The 19,970-nt window shown below is 60.6% G+C and carries 20 protein-coding genes; 8 read left to right on the plus strand and 12 right to left on the minus strand.

All coding sequences use genetic code 11. The features are described from left to right. Positions 1 to 43 precede the first annotated feature (43 nt). From rnpA to QO002_RS04575, 5 genes are all read left to right on the plus strand, one after another. Positions 44 to 439, plus strand: a complete 396-nt coding sequence (gene rnpA / locus QO002_RS04555) for a ribonuclease P protein component (protein ID WP_307227126.1) — start codon at positions 44 to 46, stop codon at positions 437 to 439. Further along, positions 429 to 2,225 (plus strand): membrane protein insertase YidC, encoded by a 1,797-nt coding sequence (yidC, locus tag QO002_RS04560; RefSeq protein ID WP_307233152.1) that lies wholly within the window; start codon positions 429 to 431, stop codon positions 2,223 to 2,225. The genes rnpA and yidC overlap by 11 nt, the downstream gene beginning before the upstream one ends. Positions 2,226 to 2,514: 289 nt before the next feature. Then, positions 2,515 to 3,435, plus strand: a complete 921-nt coding sequence (locus QO002_RS04565) for a DMT family transporter (protein WP_307227128.1) — start codon at positions 2,515 to 2,517, stop codon at positions 3,433 to 3,435. Between the two features lie 147 nt (positions 3,436 to 3,582). Further along, positions 3,583 to 4,236 carry a ribosome biogenesis GTP-binding protein YihA/YsxC gene (yihA, locus tag QO002_RS04570; protein WP_307227130.1) on the plus strand — a complete coding sequence of 218 codons (654 nt, stop codon included), beginning with the start codon at positions 3,583 to 3,585 and terminating at the stop codon, positions 4,234 to 4,236. Positions 4,237 to 4,369: 133 nt separating this feature from the next. After that, a complete protein-coding gene (locus QO002_RS04575; protein ID WP_307227132.1) occupies positions 4,370 to 4,915 on the plus strand; it encodes a DUF1269 domain-containing protein in 546 nt (181 codons plus the stop codon). A gap of 38 nt (positions 4,916 to 4,953) precedes the next feature. Here the strand turns inward: QO002_RS04575 and msrB are convergent, their stop codons facing one another. From msrB to QO002_RS04595, 4 genes are all read right to left on the minus strand, one after another. Next, positions 4,954 to 5,442 carry a peptide-methionine (R)-S-oxide reductase MsrB gene (msrB, locus tag QO002_RS04580; protein WP_307227134.1) on the minus strand — a complete coding sequence of 163 codons (489 nt, stop codon included), beginning with the start codon at positions 5,440 to 5,442 and terminating at the stop codon, positions 4,954 to 4,956. Between the two features lie 251 nt (positions 5,443 to 5,693). Next, positions 5,694 to 6,251: a fasciclin domain-containing protein gene (locus tag QO002_RS04585; protein WP_307227136.1), complete on the minus strand. Its 558-nt coding sequence runs from the start codon at positions 6,249 to 6,251 to the stop codon at positions 5,694 to 5,696. A gap of 420 nt (positions 6,252 to 6,671) precedes the next feature. Continuing rightward, the gene (locus QO002_RS04590; protein ID WP_307227138.1) at positions 6,672 to 7,391 is read right to left on the minus strand and encodes an anti-sigma factor; all 720 of its coding nucleotides are present in this window, start codon (positions 7,389 to 7,391) and stop codon (positions 6,672 to 6,674) included. Then, positions 7,388 to 7,927, minus strand: a complete 540-nt coding sequence (locus QO002_RS04595) for a sigma-70 family RNA polymerase sigma factor (RefSeq protein WP_307227140.1) — start codon at positions 7,925 to 7,927, stop codon at positions 7,388 to 7,390. The genes QO002_RS04590 and QO002_RS04595 overlap by 4 nt, the downstream gene beginning before the upstream one ends. A gap of 182 nt (positions 7,928 to 8,109) precedes the next feature. Between QO002_RS04595 and argB the strand changes: the two genes are divergently transcribed. Next, entirely contained in the window at positions 8,110 to 8,997 is an 888-nt protein-coding gene (gene argB / locus QO002_RS04600; protein ID WP_307227142.1) for an acetylglutamate kinase, read from the plus strand. 59 nt (positions 8,998 to 9,056) lie between these two features. On the opposite strand, the gene QO002_RS04605 is transcribed toward argB, so the two are convergent. The 4 genes from QO002_RS04605 to QO002_RS04620 form a co-directional block, all read right to left on the minus strand. After that, a complete protein-coding gene (locus QO002_RS04605; protein WP_307227144.1) occupies positions 9,057 to 9,479 on the minus strand; it encodes a DUF1810 domain-containing protein in 423 nt (140 codons plus the stop codon). 65 nt (positions 9,480 to 9,544) lie between these two features. After that, entirely contained in the window at positions 9,545 to 10,531 is a 987-nt protein-coding gene (locus QO002_RS04610; RefSeq protein WP_307227147.1) for an aldo/keto reductase, read from the minus strand. A gap of 81 nt (positions 10,532 to 10,612) precedes the next feature. Beyond that, a complete protein-coding gene (locus QO002_RS04615) occupies positions 10,613 to 11,200 on the minus strand; it encodes an IMPACT family protein (RefSeq protein ID WP_307227149.1) in 588 nt (195 codons plus the stop codon). 69 nt (positions 11,201 to 11,269) lie between these two features. Next, positions 11,270 to 11,677 (minus strand): MerR family DNA-binding protein, encoded by a 408-nt coding sequence (locus QO002_RS04620; RefSeq protein ID WP_307227151.1) that lies wholly within the window; start codon positions 11,675 to 11,677, stop codon positions 11,270 to 11,272. 76 nt (positions 11,678 to 11,753) lie between these two features. On the opposite strand from QO002_RS04620, the gene QO002_RS04625 reads away from it, so the two are divergent. Further along, positions 11,754 to 12,536 carry a MauE/DoxX family redox-associated membrane protein gene (locus tag QO002_RS04625; RefSeq protein WP_307227153.1) on the plus strand — a complete coding sequence of 261 codons (783 nt, stop codon included), beginning with the start codon at positions 11,754 to 11,756 and terminating at the stop codon, positions 12,534 to 12,536. A gap of 189 nt (positions 12,537 to 12,725) precedes the next feature. Here the strand turns inward: QO002_RS04625 and putA are convergent, their stop codons facing one another. The 3 genes from putA to spdA all read right to left on the minus strand — a co-directional run bounded on the left by putA (position 12,726) and on the right by spdA (position 17,767). Continuing rightward, positions 12,726 to 16,415: a trifunctional transcriptional regulator/proline dehydrogenase/L-glutamate gamma-semialdehyde dehydrogenase gene (putA, locus tag QO002_RS04630; RefSeq protein ID WP_307227155.1), complete on the minus strand. Its 3,690-nt coding sequence runs from the start codon at positions 16,413 to 16,415 to the stop codon at positions 12,726 to 12,728. 152 nt (positions 16,416 to 16,567) lie between these two features. Beyond that, positions 16,568 to 16,903: a YkgJ family cysteine cluster protein gene (locus tag QO002_RS04635; protein ID WP_307227157.1), complete on the minus strand. Its 336-nt coding sequence runs from the start codon at positions 16,901 to 16,903 to the stop codon at positions 16,568 to 16,570. Between the two features lie 57 nt (positions 16,904 to 16,960). Continuing rightward, complete coding sequence (gene spdA / locus QO002_RS04640; RefSeq protein WP_307227159.1) at positions 16,961 to 17,767, minus strand: 2', 3'cyclic nucleotide phosphodiesterase SpdA; 807 nt, start codon at positions 17,765 to 17,767, stop codon at positions 16,961 to 16,963. Between the two features lie 215 nt (positions 17,768 to 17,982). Between spdA and QO002_RS04645 the strand changes: the two genes are divergently transcribed. Next, positions 17,983 to 19,017, plus strand: coding sequence for a proline racemase family protein (locus QO002_RS04645; RefSeq protein WP_307227161.1), 1,035 nt, complete (start codon positions 17,983 to 17,985; stop codon positions 19,015 to 19,017). 13 nt (positions 19,018 to 19,030) lie between these two features. Here the strand turns inward: QO002_RS04645 and QO002_RS04650 are convergent, their stop codons facing one another. Continuing rightward, a complete protein-coding gene (locus tag QO002_RS04650; RefSeq protein ID WP_307227164.1) occupies positions 19,031 to 19,942 on the minus strand; it encodes a tetratricopeptide repeat protein in 912 nt (303 codons plus the stop codon). Positions 19,943 to 19,970: the final 28 nt, after the last annotated feature.

Consider the following 19,970-nt stretch of genomic DNA (forward strand, 5'->3'; position numbering starts at 1 on the left):
CTTGCGGGTCAAAGGCGGGCGTCGAATTAAAGAGCGTTGGCGCATGACGTCTAACGACCACAAGACAACTGCCGGGCGGCTGAAAACCCGCCCGCAGTTCCTCAAAGTCCGCGAAGGCGAAAAGCGCAAAGGTCCGCTGTTCCTTCTCGAAGTTCTGGATCGCCAGGAGCCGGAGAGCGCACCGCGCGTCGGTTTTACGGTGACCAAGAAACACGGCAATGCCGTTGAGCGCAACCGGATGCGCCGCCGCCTGAAAGAGGCCGTGCGACTTTCCGCCGGATTTGCAATGAAGCCCGGACACGACTATGTGATTGTCGCCAGACGCGAGCTTTTGACTGCCCCTTTCGAGCGGCTGACGAAGGGGCTCTGCGACCGCATCGAAAGCAAGCAGAATAATTACGGCCGCCGACCGGCTCCAGGAAAGAATGATGGAAAATAACCGCAACTACTTCGTGGCGATCGCCCTATCCGTGGTGATCCTCATCGCCTGGCAATTCCTCTACATCAATCCCAAGATGGAGAAGGAACGGGTCGCCGCCGAGCAGGCCGAGCTGGCCAAGCCCCAGGCAACGACGCCAGCCGCAGGGCAGGGCGCCGCGAACACCGCGCTTCCGGGTGCTAACGGTGCAGCCGTGCCGGGTACGGGCGAAAGCCGCGACCAGTCGCTTGCCAAGTCGGCTCGCGTTACCATTGATACCCCGGCACTCAGCGGTTCCATCAACCTGACGGGCGCGCGTTTCGATGACCTTAAGCTCAAGGATTACCATGAGACGGTCGATGACAAGAGCCCGATCATCACGCTTCTGAGCCCTGCCGAAACCAAGGATGGCTACTTTACGGAAGTTGGCTATGTGGGCAACGATGCCTCCGGCTCAGCGCCCGGTCCGCAGACGGTCTGGACGCTGAAGGAAGGCAAGGAACTCACCCAGTCCACGCCGGTCACGCTTTCCTATACCAATGAAAAGGGCGTCGTTTTCGACCGCACCATCTCGGTCGACGAGCACTATATGTTCCAGGTGGCCGACAAGATCACCAACGGCACGGCAGCACCGGTGTCACTGTCCGGCTATGGTCGCGTCACCCGCTTCTCGAAGCCGGCGACCCCGAGTGTCTACGTTCTGCATGAAGGTTTCATCGGCGTGCTGGGCGAGCACGGCCTGCAGGAAGTCAAATACGCCAAGGTCGAGAACGATGCACCGGTAGAGCCCGGCAAGGCAACCACCGGCTGGCTCGGCATAACCGACAAGTATTGGGCAACCGCAATCGTGCCGCCGCAGGCGACACCGTATGAAGCGCGCTATTCGCACTTCACCGACGGCCGCGAGCGCTTCCAGTCCGACTACAAGCAGGACCCGATCACGGTCGCAGCCGGCCAGAGCGTCGATGTGAAGAACCTCATCTTCGCCGGCGCCAAGCAGGTGCCGCTGATCTCCAGCTACGAGACGTCCTTGAACATTCCGCAATTCGACCTGTTGATCGACTGGGGCTGGTTCTACTTCATCACCAAGCCGATGTTCAAACTGATGGATTTCTTCTTCCATTTCTTTGGTAACTTCGGCGTGGCGATCCTGCTCACCACCATCGTCGTCAAGGCACTCTTCTTCCCGCTCGCCAGCAAGCAGTACGCGTCCATGGCGAACATGAAGAAGGTTCAGCCGAAGATGGAAGAGCTGAAGAAGAAGTTCGGCGATGACCGCATGGGCCTGCAGCAGGCGATGATGCAGCTCTACAAGGACGAGAAGATCAACCCGGTTGCCGGTTGCTGGCCGATCCTGTTCCAGATCCCGGTGTTCTTCGCGCTCTACAAGGTGATCTACGTCACAATCGAAATGCGGCATGCACCGTTCTTCGGCTGGATCCAGGACCTGTCCGCGCCGGATCCGACCTCGCTCTTCAACCTGTTCGGTCTTATCCCGATCGAATTGCCGCACATGCTGATGATCGGCGTATGGCCGCTGATCATGGGTGTTACCATGTTCCTACAGATGCGCATGAACCCGACGCCGCCGGATCCGACCCAGGCGATGCTGTTCACCTGGATGCCGCTGGTCTTCACCTTCATGCTGGCGAGCTTTCCGGCCGGTCTGGTCATCTACTGGGCCTGGAACAACACACTGTCGATCACCCAGCAGGCGATCATCATGAAGCGCCACGGCGTGAAGATCGAACTGTTCGACAATATAAAGGGACTGTTCGGCAAGAAACCGAAACAACCGGCCGAATAGGCCGCTCTCTTGAGAAAAGTTTCAAAGCCCCGGTAACCCCGGGGCTTTTTGCTGTGCGGACGAAATTGCGACGGCTCTATGTCGTCGCCGCCGTCGCCTTGGAGGCAAATGCAGTTTAGAGTTTGTCAGGGAAAAGTGGAAACCGGTTTTCCCGAAAAGACAAACGGAAACAAAAGAATCTAGAGGATGTCTGGTTCAATCTGAACCAGACATCCTCTAAGAAAGATTCTGAGGGAGGACTTGCGCTTTGTGGCGGAGATCGTTGCCCGTATCCAAAGCGGGTAGCACCATGTCATCCACTCCTTTGCAAGCGCCGGCAGAGCCGTCCCTCAGCCAGACCCAGGGCATATTCCTTGTTCTGATGTCCGCGGTCGTCTGGAGCTTCGGCGGTACGCTTGCGCGTTTTCTCGATATTGAGGATGTCTGGACCGTCGTCTTCTGGCGGTCGCTTTTCGCCGCATTGTTTCTCTTAGGGTTTATGCTCACGCGCGACGGGATCGCAGGAACCGGCAGGCTCTTTCGGGGCATGGGGTTGCCGGGCATTGCCGTCGGCGCCTGTTTTGCAACGGCCTCGGTAAGTTTCATCATCGCGCTTGGTTACACCACGGTCGCCAATATCATGCTCCTTCAGGCCGGCGTGCCGTTGATTGCCGCCCTGATCGGCTGGATCGTTTATCGCGAAGGGGTTGCGGTTTCGACATGGATCGCAATTGGTGCAGTCATTTGCGGCGTGTTGATCATGGTCTCGGATTCGCTGACCGGGGCGGTCTCGCCGATCGGCGATGCGCTCGCCCTGCTGATCGCTTTCGCCTTCGCATTTGCAACGGTCATCACCCGAAAATATGCCCATGTGCGCATGACGCCTGCGGTCCTCCTGGGCACGATCATTGCCGGCACGCTTGCGGCATCCCAGACGACGGGGTTTGCCGTCACCCTGCCGCAGCTGGGCATTCTGATCGTGTTCGGCGCCTTCAACTTCGGACTGGGTCTTGCCCTGTTCGTGACCGGCGCACGTTTCGTGCCGTCTGCCCTGGCGGCACTCTTCGGGACGGCGGAAACGGTGCTTGCGCCGCTCTGGGTGGCGCTGATCCATGGTGAAATTCCGAGCCCCAACACCATCATTGGCGGGTCGGTGGTGTTGCTGGCACTCTTGTCCTACCTCACGGTCGAGCTGCTGCGGCAGCAGCGTCTGGCGCGTCGGACCGCCTGAGACTACGGTTCAAGGCTTGCCCGACAGGCGTGAGATGGCCCGTCGGTCTTGACAAGGCCGGCCAAAACCGCAAAGCCGCTAGGATTATGGCAAGCCGTGCCCTGTGCTGGGCATTGATTGTGCCCGCCGCTTCAAAAGGATGACGTTATGACCGACAGAAAAGCCAAGGACGACAAGCCGCTTTTTGGCCGCCCCTGGATTTTCATCCGCGGCGTGCCGTCGATGAATTTCCTTCCCCCGGAAGGGCCGCCGGAGATTGCCTTTGCCGGCCGCTCCAATGTCGGCAAGTCGTCGCTGATCAATGCGCTGGTTGCCCACAAAGGCCTTGCACGCACTTCCAACACGCCCGGCCGTACGCAGGAACTCAACTACTTCGTGCCGGATGGCTTCTCCGGAGAGGCCGACGACCTGCCGCCGATGGCACTGGTCGATATGCCCGGCTACGGCTATGCGCAGGCTCCGAAGGAGAATGTAGACGCCTGGACGAAGCTGGTCTTCGACTATCTGCGGGGCCGCGCGACCCTGAAACGCGTCTATGTGCTGATCGATAGCCGCCACGGCATCAAGAAGAATGATGATGAAGTGCTGTCGCTGCTCGACAAGGCGGCGATCTCCTACCAGATCGTGCTGACCAAGACCGACAAGATCAAGGACCCTGCGGTTCCCAAGCTCATGGCCGAGACGCTGGAGAAGATCAAGAAGCATCCGGCGGCTTTCCCGGAAGTGCTCGCAACCTCTTCTGAAAAGGCATCCGGCCTGGACGAACTCCGCCGCGCCATTGAGGTTGCAATCACACAGTAGGAAACTTGACGCGCTGCCGTGGCAAATTTACGCTCTCTGGCCGCTGTCACTACCCTGACATGAAATCTGCCCTAGTTACCCGTTGCTGCATGGCGAGCAAGTCCTGCAGACACCGAGGGATAAGGAGAACATCATGTCGGACTTGATCGTCATTGGTTTCGATAGCACCGAGGAGGCGGACCGCGTCCTTCTCAAGCTGCACAGCCTGAAGAAGGAATATCTGATAGACCTCGAGGACGCAGTTGTCGTCGTGCGCGATGAGGCCGGCAAGGTCCATCTGAAGCAGAGCCTCAATCTGACGGCGGTTGGCGCCACGTCCGGCCTTCTTTCCGGCTCGCTTTGGGGCGGCCTCGTCGGGTTACTGTTCCTCAATCCGCTGGCAGGCTTTGCCATCGGCGGTGCAATCGGGGCAGGGGCGGGTGCGCTGTCCGGTTCGCTTGCCGACTACGGCATCGACGACAACTTCATCAAGTCTCTGGGTGAGACGATCCCGAACAATTCCTCCGCCCTTTTCGTTCTGGTCCGCAAGGTGCAGCCGGAAAAGGTCATGGCCGAATTCGAGGGCCTGAAGGGACGCGTGCTGAAGACATCGCTTTCACCCGATCAGGAACAGAAGCTTCAGGCGGCCCTTTCGGGTGCTGCCCCAGCCGCTACCACTCCTCAGCCGGGCGCGCTCTGATCTCTTCAAGATCACGCCCATCTTCGCTTGCCGGTGCCTTACGATGAGGTGCCGGCGGCAAAGGTCATGGAAAGCCCGTTGATGCAATGGCGCTTGCCGGTCGGCGGCGGGCCATCGTCGAACACGTGGCCGAGATGGCCGCCGCAGCGGCGGCAGTGACATTCCGTCCGTACCATGCCGAATGTCGTATCTTCGCGAAGCCCGACGGCATTTGGCATAGCTTCCCAGAAGCTGGGCCAGCCCGTGCCGCTGTCATATTTGGTTTCGGATGAATAGAGCGGCAGTTCGCAGCCGGCGCAATGAAACGTTCCCTTGCGCTTCTCGGTGTTCAGGGTGCTGGTGAACGGGCGTTCCGTGTCCTCGTGCCTGAGGATCTGATATTGCTCGTCAGTCAGCATAGCCTTCCATTCGGCGTCCGTATGCGTGACTTCAAACGGTTCTTCGGCCGACCAGGCTGGTGGCGACCTGAATGCCGCCAATGCAACGGCGCCAACACTTGAAAGAAGGAAAATACGGCGGCTGGGCATCAGTTCTCTCCCCATGGATCATGACCTCATATTAGCGCCGGGCCAACGTCTCGGCAAAGCACATGGTCGTCAATGGCGCGTGATGCCGCCGGCCTGTCCGGAGATAAAATGCGCATGGCCCCAACCTTTTCGGGTTGAAGCCATGCGCGGGTCGGCAAGGAGCCCGACCCTGAACCCTTTAGAGATTTTTTTGGTTGCGTTTGTCTTTTCGGGAAAACCGGTTCTCACTTTTCCCTGACAAACTCTAAGGCTTAGCTCTTCGGCAGAAGAACCTTGTCGATGACATGGATGACACCGTTCGACTGCTTGACGTCGGCGATGGTGACTGTCGCGACACCGCCGGTCTCATCGGTCAGCGTGATCTTGCCGCCCTCGGATTTGGCTTTCAGAATGCAGCCGCCCACGGTCTTGACGTCATGAGTGCCGCCATCGTCCATCACCATCTTGTCGATGGCATCAGACATGGCGTTGGCCGCAACGACGTGGCAGGTCAGAACCTTGGTCAGCTGATCCTTGTTTTCAGGCTTCAACAGCGTATCGACCGTACCGGCCGGAAGTGCCTCGAAGGCTTCGTTGGTCGGTGCAAAGACTGTGAACGGACCGGCGCCGGAAAGTGTGTCGACAAGGCCTGCGGCCTTGACGGCTGCGACCAGCGTCGTGTGGTCCTTGGAATTGACAGCGTTCTCGACGATCGTCTTGTTCTCATACATCGGAGCGCCGCCAACCATCGGGTTTTCGGCATGGGCAGCAAGCGCGCTGACAGCGAGGATCGAAGCAACCGCGGTCGTACGCAGCAGGGACTTAAACATTGGCATTCTCTCCATTGATCTCTTTAGGCCAATAACGGCCTTCTCCCGTTTCAAGGTTGTCGTTCTCTGCGCAGAGGACAAAGGATGTACGGGAGGGAGTGGGAAAGAGTTTCAGGGTCTGATGAAGGAAATGTGGCGGGATTGGCGGTTGTGCTTGTGGAAGGCGGGAAATGTTAGCCGCGAACTCCCTCTTCTCCCCAGCGGGAAGAAGTGCCGAGCGGATGCGAGGTGATTAGGGGGTGTCTCCGCTTGTTCAGAGCCAGCCGCCCCCCCTCCATCCGGCGCTACGCGCCACCTTCTCCCCGCTGGGGAGCAGAGGGAGCCAGCCACACCTTCTCGACAAATACTTTCGCTCGCGGAGAAGGCGCGCGTGACGATTTTCGCCGCCTTTGCTAGATGCAGATTGTACGGACTCTCCGATTAGCGAAGATGCGTCTTCCCGGCTGCAACGACCGCGCCTGTCGGGGCGCCTGTCGCCGAGCCGCCAACGGGTTCCAGGCTGACCGCGAGCGTTACGCCGGCACCCAGCTTTTGGGCCATCTCCGGCGCGATGGAAATCTCGCCCTCGCCGGACTGCGGCAGGACGCCGAGCGACTTTGGTGCGCTGCCATCCTCGATCATCCAGACTTCGAGCGAGCGAGGCTCCGGCTGGTTGGCGGCAACAGGGGTTATCGTCAGCTTCCCATGGGTAGGGTCATAACTTGCGAAGAGGGCGACGGCGTTACCCTCGCTGGAAAGTTCCGCAAGGATCGGGGCTGCAGTGGGGGGCTGTGGCGCGGTAAAGGTAACGCTTTCCAGCACCGCGATCGCGGCAAGCCCTGCAAGCGCGAGACCCGTCAGCACCCGCCAGAAGGCGAGCGAATTCCAGAGCCCGCTGGTCTCCGTCGGGGCCGGTTGATCGAAGAGGCGACGCTCGATGGTCGCATAGACCTTGGGCCGCGGCGTTACCGCTTCATAGGCGTTGTCGAAGGAGGAGAGGTTGGTCTGCCAGCGATTAACCATGGCGGCAAAGTTGCTGTCGAGCACTATGCGCGCTTCAACCTTCCTGCGATCATCGGTCGACAGGACGCCGAGCACATACTCGCCCGCGATGACTTCGTCACGTTGTGAATCACCACGCTTCGGGGTCTGTGTGCTCATCTCTCCATGCACTCTTTCAGTTTCAAGAGGCTGCGGCGCAGCCACGTTCGCATCGTGTTCAGCGGAATATTGAACTGTTCCGCCAGTTCCTGGTAGCTGTGGCCGTCGATATAGGCCTTGCGCACGGCATCGGCTCTGTCTGTCTCCAGCTCGCGCATGCAATTGTCGATCCGCCTGCCTTCTCCACTCATCATCGCCGAGTGTTCTGGATCAGGTGATGGATCGGCCAGATCATAAGCATCATCGATCGTGTTGGCCACTGGCTTTCGCGCCCTGAGGACATCGATTGCATGGTTACGGGCAATTGCGGCGAGCCAGCCTGCAGGGTGGGTTTCGGTTGCGGCATAATTCCCGGCCTTCTGCCAGATCTTGATGTAGACGTCCTGCAATGCCTCTTCCGCTTCTGCCCTATCGCGCAAGATACGAAGGCAGATGCCAAAGAGTTTCGAGCTTGTGCCACGGTAGAGCGCCGAAAACGCCTGACGATCCCTCAGCGAAACACGTTGAAGCAGGGTAGCCGTGTCGTCTGTAGCCATCAACAGTTCACCTTGCCTCCCGAAATGCGTCGAATCATGCCAAGCAGGGACATGGAGAACGCTGAACCAGCTTGCCCTGTTTCTTGCCGGCCGTCACTACGGCGTTATCTTCGCGACGGATCATTCCCTCGGCGAAAAACTTGCGCTACACAGCATCCGGCATTTTTTGAAGGTTCCTCCCCATGACCGCATCCGAAAGCGAAACCCAGGCACGTCTTCTTGCGCAGGCGCTGCCCTATATGCAGCGTTATGAAAACAAGACGATCGTCGTGAAATATGGTGGCCATGCCATGGGCGATCCCGAGCTCGGCAAGGCATTTGCCGCTGATATCGCGCTTTTGAAGCAATCAGGGGTCAACCCGATCGTCGTGCATGGCGGCGGCCCGCAGATCGGCGCGATGCTGACCAAGATGGGGATAGAATCGAAATTCGAAGGTGGCCTGCGCGTCACCGACGCCAAGACCGTCGAGATCGTCGAAATGGTTCTGGCCGGCTCCATCAACAAGGAGATCGTCGCGCTCATCAACCAGACCGGCGAATGGGCAATTGGGCTCTGCGGCAAGGACGGCAACATGGTCTTCGCCGAAAAGGCCAAGAAGACCATTGTCGATCCCGACAGCAATATCGAGCGTGTGCTCGATCTCGGCTTCGTCGGCGAAGTGGTCGAAGTCGACCGCACGCTGCTCGATCTCCTGGCCCGCTCGGAGATGATCCCGGTCATCGCTCCGGTTGCTCCGGGCCGCGACGGCGCGACCTACAATATCAATGCCGATACCTTCGCCGGCGCGATCGCCGGTGCGCTGAATGCCACGCGTCTCCTGTTCCTGACGGATGTTCCCGGCGTTCTCAACAAGCAGGGCGAACTGATCAAGGAGCTTTCGGTGGCCGAAGCTCGCGCCTTGATCAAGGATGGCACGATCTCCGGCGGCATGATCCCCAAGGTGGAAACCTGCATCGAGGCGATTGATGCCGGTGTGCAGGGCGTCGTCATCCTGAACGGCAAGACCGCCCATTCCGTGCTGCTCGAAATCTTCACCGAGCACGGCGCCGGCACGCTGATCGTTCCCTGATACGAGCCTGCCCGGTGACAAGTGATCGCCGGGCACGCCTCTCTCGCTACGGCATTTTCTCAGCGTTCTGCTGCAAGCCGATCAAGCGTCGCCGAGTCTTCGCTGTCGAAGAAGCGTTCGATGGCGGTGCCAAAAATACTCTCTTGCGGCGCGGCGATTGCAAAAAGTGTCATGGACGAGCGAAACTTCATATCATCTGGCGAACCAAAGATCTCATGTGCCGAGCGGCCGCTGGTGGCGCAGACCGCCTCTGTGCATTCCCTCAGCCGTTGGCCGAGCAACGGATGAGACAGGTAGGCTTTGGCCTCCTCCAGGCCCGAGATCGCGTAACGTTGTGCCATCGATGAATGGCCGAGGCCGGCGATCTGCGGGAAGATGAACCACATCCAGTGCGTTGTCTTGTGGCCGGCGCGCAGCTCGCCCAGTGCGGCATCGTAGACCGGCGCCTGGGCATCGACGAAGCATTGAAGATTGTCCTGCATGGTCTCCTCCTGCCGCGCTGACACCGATCGTCAACGCAGCAGAAGGCGATCGGTTCAGCTCGATATTACCACTTCTGGTGAACGTGTGCCTTGATCAGGCGCTGGTAAACATCGGCAAGCGCCTGCATGGTTTCCGGCGGAAGAGCGGCGATGTCGCTGGCGGCGGCATTGCCCCTGGCCTGAGTCTCGTTGCGCGCACCGGGGATGACGGCGGAGACGGCCTTGCTCTGCAAGATCCAGGCAAGTGCGAACTGCGCCATGGTTACGCCTTCCTGCACCAGCGGGCGGACCTGCTCGACGGCTTCGAGCGCGAGATCGAACGGCACGCCGGCAAAGGTCTCGCCGACATCGAAGAACTCACCATGACGGTTAAACTTGCGGTGGTCGTCATCCGCGAACTTGGTCTCGGAAGTGATCTTGCCCGAAAGCAGTCCGGAGGCGAGCGGCACGCGCACGATGACGCCGACATTCTTCTTGATGGCTTCTTCGAAGAAAAGGTCCTGCGGCCGCTGGCGGAAGATGTTGTAGATGATCTGGATCGTCGCGACACCCGGATATTCGACGGCCTTCAGCGCTTCCTCGACACGCTCGACGGAAACGCCATAGGCGCGGATCTTGCCCTTGGTGACGAGATCATCCAGCGCGCCGAACATTTCAGGGCGGTAGTAGACATCGGTCGGCGGGCAGTGGAGTTGCACCAGATCGAGTGTCTCGACATCGAGATTGCTGAGGCTTCGATCGATGAAAGCTTCGATGTTGGCGCCGGTATAGCCATCCGCTACATGCGGGTTCAGCCGGCGGCCGGCCTTGGTGGCAACGAAAGGCTTGTCTCCGCTGCGCTCCTTCAGCACTGAGGCAATGATCTTTTCCGAGCGGCCGTCGCCATAGACGTCAGCGGTATCGATGAGGGTGACGCCGGCATCGAGAGCGGCGTTGAGCGCCCGCTTGCCGTCTTCCTCGGAAACATCACCCCAGGCGCCGCCGATCTGCCAGGCACCGAAGCCGATTTCGGAAATGGTCGCGCCCGTGCGGCCAAGCGTTCTTGTTTTCATGATGGGGTCCTCGCCTATGCTGTTGAAATATCGCTTCTCTTTAGCCGGCGTTTCTAAGCCGATTATGACAGAGGCGAAAGCCTATTCGTCGTCGAAACGCATCGTGGCGCGACCGCGGGTGAGATCGCGCACCAAGGTTCGGGCCACCTCCCGCAATGGCTTCGGCATCTGCACCTCAAGGATTGCGCCAGTGCCGGTGAAATTCTCTTCGAAAATCGTCACGCTGTTTGAAAACAGCCGTGCCTTGACGATCGCGAGGTCGGAGAAATCGCAGGTGATCTTCGCGCCGTCAGTCTCGATGACCTCGGTTTTTTCGGCAGCGCGCAGGCCCATGGCCGCGGTGCCGCCATAGGCGCGGATAAGCCCGCCGCTTCCCAGAAGTATGCCGCCGAACCAGCGGATGACGACGACGGCGACATGATCCAGTCCCTGGCCGTCGATGGCCTGCAGAATTGGCTTGCCGGCGGTGCCGCTCGGCTCGCCGTCATCATTGAAACGATAGATCTGGCCGATGCGGTAGGCCCAGCAATTGTGGTTGGCGGCCGGGTCGGAATGGGCGGCGATGAAGTCCTTCGCCTCCTGTTCATCGGCCACAGGGCCATAGATCGCAATGAAGCGGCTCTTTTTGATGTCCTGGCTGAAGGTCTCGGTGGTGCGAAGGGTAAACATGCTAGATTGGGATTTCCGTGTTGCGCCCGGTGTAGCCGATCACGAGCTGGTATGCCACGGCAATCGCCATCAGCCGCCGTCGAAAGCCGTCAGGATCGGGCAGGGTCCAGATGTGCCGGCGCCGCAATCATGGGCAAGCCGATGCAGAGACTTTCGCGCGGCCTGCAACTCGGCAATCTTCTGATCCAGCGCCTCAATGCGCTGGTTGGCGAGTTGGCGGGCGCGTGCCCTGTCCTCGCTGGCATCAAGTTCGATAAGCTCACCGATCTGTTCCAGGGTAAAACCTGCGGCCTGAGCCGAGCGGATGAAGCGCAGGCGGCGTACATCGTCCTCGCCATAACGGCGAACGTTGCCGCGCAGCCCACCGCCGGCTCCGCGCTCCGGCAGTCCGATAAGACCGCGTCGCTGATAGTAACGCACCGTTTCGACACCCACGCCGCCCTCGCGCGCAAGCCCGGCAATTGTTATGTCCGACATCCTTGACTCCGTACTATGGTACGGAACCTATATAGGGTGCAGTCACGCCATACCCAACCCACTGAAAGATTGCATCATGTCGAATGCCGTAAGCCGCCAGAGTTCAAGTCGCAAGGCCGTTCTCTACCGCATGGTGATGTCAACTCACATCTGCCCCTATGGGCTGAAGGCGAAGGATCTTCTGGAGCGCGAGGGCTACGAGGTCGAGGACCGTTGGCTGAAGACGCGCGAGGAAACCGATGCCTTCAAGGCGGAGCATGACGTCAAGACGACGCCGCAGACCTTTATCGACGGCAAGCGCATTGGTGGCTACGACGATACCAGGCGCTTTTTAGGTAAGACCGTTCGCGATCCGAAAGCCGTAACTTACCGTCCCGTTCTTGCTGTTTTCGCTATAGCGGCGTTGATGGCGCTGGCAGCAAGTTATGCGAACTTTGGAACGGTGCTGACGATCCGGTCCGGCGAGTGGTTCATTGCCTTCAGCATGGCAATCCTCGCGATGCTGAAGCTGCAGGATATCGAAAGCTTCTCGACGATGTTCCTGAACTACGACCTGCTGGCCAAGCGCTTCGTCCGCTACGGTTACATCTATCCTTTCGCGGAGGCCGGCGCCGGCATCCTGATGATTGCAGGTGCACTGAACTGGATTTCGATCCCCGTCGCGCTGTTCATCGGCACGATCGGGGCCATCTCGGTGTTCAAGGCTGTTTACATCGACAAGCGCGAATTGAAATGCGCCTGTGTCGGTGGCGGCAGCAACGTGCCGCTCGGTTTTGTGTCGTTGACGGAAAACCTGATGATGATCGCCATGGCGATCTGGATGCTGTTCATGTCCGCATCCATGGGACACATGGGTTAACTGGCCAAATGGCGCCCCACTCTCTGTCATCATCCTCGGCATTGAGCCGGAGATCCATGGTATTCTCGTCGAATGGTGAGGCTGATGGATGGCCGGGTCAAAGCCCGACCATGACGGAGGGGAGTCTCGTGGGCGTAGGGATGCTCTGAAGACGCCGCGCCTTGGGTGCGGCGTCTTCGCTTCAAGTCATTAGCCGATCGACATCAGGCTCGCATTGCCGCCGGCGGCAGCCGTGTTGATGCTGGTGGAGACCTCTTCCAGCAGCCAGTTGAGGCAGTAGGCGTCCGGGTTCTTGTCCAGCTCGGCCGAGGTTGCGGCCTGCACCAGAACCAGCGGGCCGGGAAGCCCTGCGATCTCCTTGTTGACGGCAACGATGCGCTCCGCATCGCCTTCGACCAGAGCGCCGGCAAACGGACCATCCGCCTTCCACTCTTTCGACCAGGATACGCGAGCGGAAACCGACGCCGGCAGGCCGGATAGCTTTTCCTGAAGGCCGGAAGCCGCATCGACCACGACCGTGTTGCCGGTCGCAAGCGCGGCGGCCAGTTGGCGATACAGACCCGTCTCTGTCTGCGGCACCGAAAGGATGCGGCCGCGCGGGTGGAGTGCGTAGAGATTGCTTTCCCCGACCGGGCCGGCAAGCTCGCTGGCAAGCCCAAGCGCCGAGATGCTGCCGGTTTCGCGGGTCGCCGAAGCCTCGTTCTTCAGGCTCTTGCCATCCAACCACTTGGCGAAGTCGAGCAGTGCCGGATCCTTGTGCACGGAGCTATGCTGCGGCGGCACCGGCGGGGTCTGGACAAGGCGGCCGAGATAGAGTGGGCCGCCCGCCTTCGGGCCGGTGCCGGAAAGGCCGCGGCCGCCGAAGGGCTGTACGCCGACGACGGCGCCGATGATGTTGCGGTTGACGTAGAGATTGCCGGCCTTCACCCGAGACGTGACATGGGCGATCGTCTCATCGAGGCGCGTGTGCAGGCCGAAGGTCAGGCCGTAGCCGGTGGCGTTGACGTCATCGATCAGCCGGTCGAGGTCGTCGCGCTGGTAGCGCAGCACATGCAGGACCGGGCCGAAGACTTCGCGCTTCAGGTCGGAGAGCTGCTTGAGCTCGATGATCGTCGGGGCAACGAAGGTGCCCTTGTCTGCGGTTTCGCCGGGGGCGATCCGCTCGATCTTCGCGCCGATGCCGCGCATCGTCTCGACATGCTTTTCGATGATGCCCTGGGCTTCGGATGTGATGACCGGGCCGACATCGACGGACAGGCGATCGGTGCGGCCAATCTCCAGCTCGTGCAGCGCGCCCTTAAGCATGGCCAGCACGCGGTCGGCGACGTCTTCCTGCAGGCAGAGCACGCGCAGAGCCGAGCAGCGCTGGCCGGCGCTGTCGAAGGCCGACGCGATGACATCGCCGACGACCTGTTCGGCCAGCGCCGAGCTGTCGACGATCATGGCGTTCTGGCCGCCGGTTTCGGCAATCAGCGGGATCGGCTTGCCGATCTTGGACAAGCGGCCGGCAAGCTGCGCCTGGATGAGCCGCGCGACCTCGGTTGAGCCGGTGAACATCACGCCGGCAATGCCGTCGGAGCCGACAAGCGCCGCGCCGATGCGGCCGTCGCCTGGCAGAAGCTGCAGCACATCGCCGGGAATACCGGCTTCATGGAGGATGCGCACGCCTTCGGCGGCGATCAGTGGCGTTTCCTCGGCCGGCTTTGCCAGCACGGGATTGCCGGCAACCAATGCCGCCGCAATCTGGCCGGCGAAGATGGCGAGCGGGAAGTTCCACGGGCTGATGCAGACGATCGGGCCGAGCGGCGCGTGGGCAGGACCGAGCGTGCGGCTTGCCTGTTCGGCGTAGTAGCGCAGGAAGTCGATGGCTTCGCGCACTTCAGCGATGGCGTTTGGCAGAGACTTGCCGGCTTCGCGGATGATGAGGCCGAGAAGCGAGGGCATGCGCTCCTGCATCAGGTCGGCGGCGCGCGCGAGGCGGCTGGCCCGCTCCGCAGGGGAGACCTTGGCCCATTCGTTGGCGGCGGCCGTCGCAACCGAGACTGCCTTGCCGACATCCACCTCGCGGGTTTCCGCGACGGTGCCGACACGATCACCGAGATCGCCGGGGTTCAGCACCGGCCGGCTGTCGCCGTCCATCGCCTTGCCGCCGATGAGCGGTGCCGCCTGCCAGTCGATCTTCGTCGTGGCCGCCAGCGCGTCGTCGAGCATCGCAAGCGTGGTTTCGTTCGAGAGGTCGAAACCTCCAGAGTTCGGCCGCCCGGCATAAAGCGCTTCAGGCAGCTTGATCTTGTCGTGCTGGGCGCCGGGAACGGGCATGGCACGAACGATGTCAACCGGGTCGGCGATGAGCTCGTCGATCGAGACGGCCGCATCGGCGATGCGGTTGACGAAGGAGGAGTTTGCGCCGTTTTCGAGCAGGCGGCGAACCAGATAGGCAAGCAGCGTCTCGTGGGTGCCGACCGGGGCATAGATGCGGGCCGGGCGGTCGAGCTTGTCCTTGCCGACGACCTCGTCATAGAGCGGCTCGCCCATGCCATGAAGGCACTGGAACTCGTAGTCGCCGACTTTGAATTCGGGGCCGGCCAGTTCATAGATCGTGGCCAGCGACTGGGCGTTGTGGGTGGCGAACTGCGGGAAGATCACGTCGCGGGCGGCAAGCAGCTTCCTGGCGCAGGCGATGTAGGAGACGTCCGTATAGATCTTGCGGGTGTAGACCGGGAAACCTTCGAGGCCGTCGAGCTGGGCGCGCTTGATCTCGGCATCCCAATAGGCGCCCTTCACAAGGCGCACCATCATGCGGTGGCCGGAGCGGCGGGCGAGATCGATGATGAAATCGAGCACGAAGGGGCAGCGCTTACCGTAGGCCTGTACGACGAAGCCGACACCGTTCCAGCCAGACAGATCGGGATCGAGGCGCAGCGCTTCGAGCAGGTCGAGCGACAGCTCCAGCCGGTCAGCTTCCTCGGCGTCGATGTTGAGGCCGATGTCGTAGCCCTTGGCGATCAGCGCCAGCGCCTTCACCTTCGGCAAGAGTTCGCCCATGACGCGAGCGACTTGTGCGCGGGTGTAGCGGGGATGCAGCGCCGAAAGCTTGATGGAGATGCCGGGGCCTTCATAGATGCCACGGCCGGCCGAGGCCTTGCCGATGGCATGGATGGCGTTCTCGTAATCGGCATAGTAGCGCTTGGCGTCTGCTGCCGTGGTCGCGGCCTCACCGAGCATGTCGTAGGAATAACGGAAGCCGCGGGCTTCGAGCGGGCGAGAGCGCTTCAGTGCTTCCTCGATGGTTTCGCCGGTGACGAACTGCTCGCCCATCATGCGCATCGCCATATCGACGCCGCGGCGGATGACAGGTTCGCCGGCGCGGGCGATGAGGCGGGTCAGCGCGGCCGAAAGGCTGCGGTCGTTGACGGTGGAAGTGAGCTTGCCGGTAACGACGAGGCCCCAGGTCGCGGCATTGACGAACAGCGACTTGCCGCCGCCGATATGGGACTTCCAGTCACCTTCAGAGATCTTGTCGCGGATAAGGGCGTCGCGCGTGGCGGTGTCGGGGATGCGCAGCAGCGCCTCGGCAAGGCACATCAGCGCCACACCTTCCTGGCTCGACAGCGAATATTCCTGCACGAGCCCCTCGACACCCGTGCCCTTGTGCTTGCCCCGCAACGCCGTGATCAGGGCGCGGGCGGTGTTCTTGGCGCGGTTGCGGATATCGTCCGGCAGCGTGGCCTGATCGAGCAGAGCAGGTACGGCTTCGGTCTCGGGGAGGCGGTAAGCGGCGGTAATTGCCTGACGCAGTGGCGTCGGTGCCGAGATCGGCGGCGCGAAATTGGCAAAGGGGTGTACGATTTCGTTTGCGATCGGTTGCGGCTGGCTCATCGGTCATCCCCTTCAAGGCGCTCTGCGGCATCTTTGTTATCAGGCGCGAAAATACGACTGCTTCTTCCGTATATCCATACGGTCAAATCAATGAGATGTAGATATTATCACTATTTCGTTTCACGATATCCGCATTTCATGCGGCGTATCGATTATGGCGCCGAAGAATGATGGAAGGCGCCAGCAGCCAGAATATCGCGGTGCCGGTGGCGAGCCATAAGACATTCGTCATCGCCGGGCATGCAGGTTCGACAGACAATCGGGCGAACGGTATAGATGCGACAGCCGACATGGATGCCGAGCTTTCCCTCCAAAGCCTCGCAGCGATCGTTCGAACAGCGCATGCCGCCGAGATCTTCGGAGACATATTCCGTCGGGATACGTTCGATTTCCGCATCTGTTTCCAGCGAAAAGCGTGGCCAATCGGCGGAATAGGCGCAACACGCGCCGCAGCTCTGGCAGTCAAAGGTTTCTGATAATGTAGTCATGCGCCAAGGCTACCATGATCGCATGCCGGGAGAAACCACCTGCACAGACGGAGTGGCTCAAGCCACTTCCGCTTCGTGCTTGGCGATCTCGTAGTCCTCGGTATGAACAAGGATGCCGGTATCGGTCATGACCGCAATGCCATAGGCGGCGGGTTCGTCCACGGAAAGAGAGGCATCCGGCGCCTCGAAAGGCATAGGCTGCTGGTGGCAGGGGCTTTTGAACACCGAGAATGGAATACCTCGACTGGAGCCGGAGATGGTGCGATGCACATGGCCGGCGAAGATGTGCAGTACATTACCGTACCGCTTTACCAGATCGTAGAACTCGACCTCGTTGGTGAGGCGGATCAGGTCCATGCCGGTAAAGCCCGTCGCATGCGGCGGATGGTGCATGAAAAGCAGCACGGGCTTGTCGCCAGCCGTTTCCAGCTGCGTTTCCAGCCACGCCATCCGCTTCTCGCAGAGCAGGCCCGCATGGCTGTTGGGATAATCGTAGGGCGGGGCAAACAGCGTATCGAGCAGCACGGCGCGACAGTCGTCGAAATCGATGACACGCTGCACGAAACCGTTTTCATCGGTCACTGCATTGGTGAAGACTTCGAGGAAAATTTCGCGCCGGTCGTGATTGCCGATGGTGATGGCAAGCGGCGGTACGAGCTTGTCCAACTCCGCCTTCAACCGCACATAGGAAGACTTGTCCGCCCAATGAGCAAGATCACCCATGACGATCACCCGGTCGGCATCCGCGTGATAGCGATTGACATGTGCGATGCCTGCGGAAAGGCGCTTTGCGGGATCAAGCCCGATGATGGTCTCGCCTTCGGGAACCATGTGCAAGTCTGTGAAAAGGATGAGCTTTGTCATGGCGGGAACCTCGAATGCGTGGATAATCGGAAAGGACGCCACGGCAGCGGACGGGTCAAGAACAATAATTGGGGTGAAGTCACAGGCTTGGAGAGAGGGGCTTTTGCGCAACAGGAAATCCTGGGGCGCACCCGTAGGCAAGCCCGTTTTCCTGCGATATCACCAGTGCCGACACGGATTCGGCTGTTGCCGACGAAAGCATCAGGAGTATCGCCATGAGATGGAAACGCACGATCCAGCTGATGGATGTTCATGCCGAGGGAGAAATCGGCAAGGTGGCGATCGGCGGCGTGCCAAAAATCCCCGGCAACACCATCGCCGAGCAGCTCAACTACATCAACACGGTCGATGACAGCCTGCGCCGCTTTCTCTGCCTTGAGCCGCGGGCAAGCTCGATTGGCTCCGTCAACCTGCTGGTCCCACCGAAGCGGCCGGAAGCAGATGCCGGCTTCATTATCCTGCAGGCCGATCAGGCCCATGCGATGTCCGGTTCCAACTCGATCTGCGTGACGACGGCCCTGCTCGAATCCGGCATGATCGAGATGAAGGAACCCGAGACCATCGTCATGCTCGATACGGCCGCCGGTCTCGTCAAGGCGACGGCGACCTGCAAGGACGGACGTTGCGAGCGGGTGACGCTGACCATGACGCCGTCCTTCGTGCAGGAACTTGATGTCGAGCTGGATACCCCGGACTGGGGCCGTATCAAGCTCGATCTCTGCTATGGCGGCATCTTCTATGCACTGGTCGACGTTGGCCAGATCGGCACGACGATTGACAAGGCCAATGCCCGCACGCTGGTCGAGGCCGGCATGAAAATCAAGGAAATGGTCAATCGCACTATGTCCGTTGTGCATCCGGAAATTCCCGAGATCAGCGGTGTTGCCTATGTCATGTTCCGCGATACGGAGGCCGATGGCGTGGTGCGCACCTGCACGACCATGTGGCCGGGACGCGTCGATCGCTCGCCCTGCGGCACGGGCAGCTCGGCGAACCTTGCGACCTTGCATGCCCGAGGGCTCGCCAAGGTGGGCGACGTCTTCACGTCGCGCTCGATCATCGGTTCGGAATTCAAGGTCGGCCTGCAGGCGGTGACAGAGGTTGCCGGCCGGCCGGCGATCATCCCGACCATCTCCGGCCGCGGCTGGACCTTCGGCCTGCATCAGGTGGCGCTCGATCCCTTCGATCCGCTTGCCGAAGGTTTTGCGCTGACCGACACCTGGGGTCCGGAAGCCGGCAACATCCGCTAAGCGACGAGAGCGCTTACTTCAGGCGAGCGGTCTTTTGCAGGACTGGAGCCGAGGCCCCATCGGCTGCAATGGCTGATGTAACGGTGTCGTCGATCATGGCGACATCCGTTGTATCGGCGGGCTGGGCTTGAAGCGAAGCAACTGCAAATTCATCGCCGGCAATCGCTGCCTTGGTCAGCAATTCGCGTGCTGCCGACAGGTCGCGCTGCACACCTTCGCCGGTTCGCAGCATCAGCGCCAGATTGACCATGGCGTCGATATTGCCGCGGTCGGCGGCGATACGATAAAGTTTTGCGGCCTTGGCGTTGTCCTCCCGCACCAGCTTGCCCTCATCCAGCATGACGGCGAGATTGAACGCCGCAATATCGTCCTTTGCCAGAGATGCACGCTCGAACCACTGGATTGCCATGGGGGCATCAACCTTCGTGCCCACCCCGTCGCGATAGGCAACGCCGAGATTATAGGCTGCAAGGATATTGCCCGTGGCGGCCGCTTTTTCGAACAGGGTGAAAGCGGCTTCATGGTTGCCATTCTCGTCCAGCATTACGCCATAGTTCACCATTGCGATCGCATGTCCTTCTTCGGACGCCGCTTTGAGCATCGCCATGGCCTGGCTGCGCTGTCCGGCTTTGTAAAGCACGCGGGCAAGCTGGAAGGTCTGCCTCGGTTCGGCGCCTTGCTTGTAAGCTTCGCGGCATGCGGAAAGCGCGACGCCGATGCGGATATCTTCAGTCGCAACGGGCCGAAAGCTGAAGTTGCGTTGCAGGTCGTATTCGCTGCCCGCCTCTGCGTCGCACTGTTCTGCAGGCAGCATTGCTGCTGCCCGCGCAGACGGGACGGTGATCGCGGCAAGCGAAAGCGCGCTGACGAGGCCGAGCAGCAGCGCATTGATAAGAGAAATGTGTTTTTTGGAAACCTTTTTCATGGCGCTCTCCCTTGAGTTCGTGGCACCT

Origin of the sequence: Pararhizobium capsulatum DSM 1112 (assembly GCF_030814475.1) — a bacterium.
In the GTDB taxonomy this organism is placed as follows: Bacteria; Pseudomonadota; Alphaproteobacteria; order Rhizobiales; family Rhizobiaceae; genus Pararhizobium; species Pararhizobium capsulatum.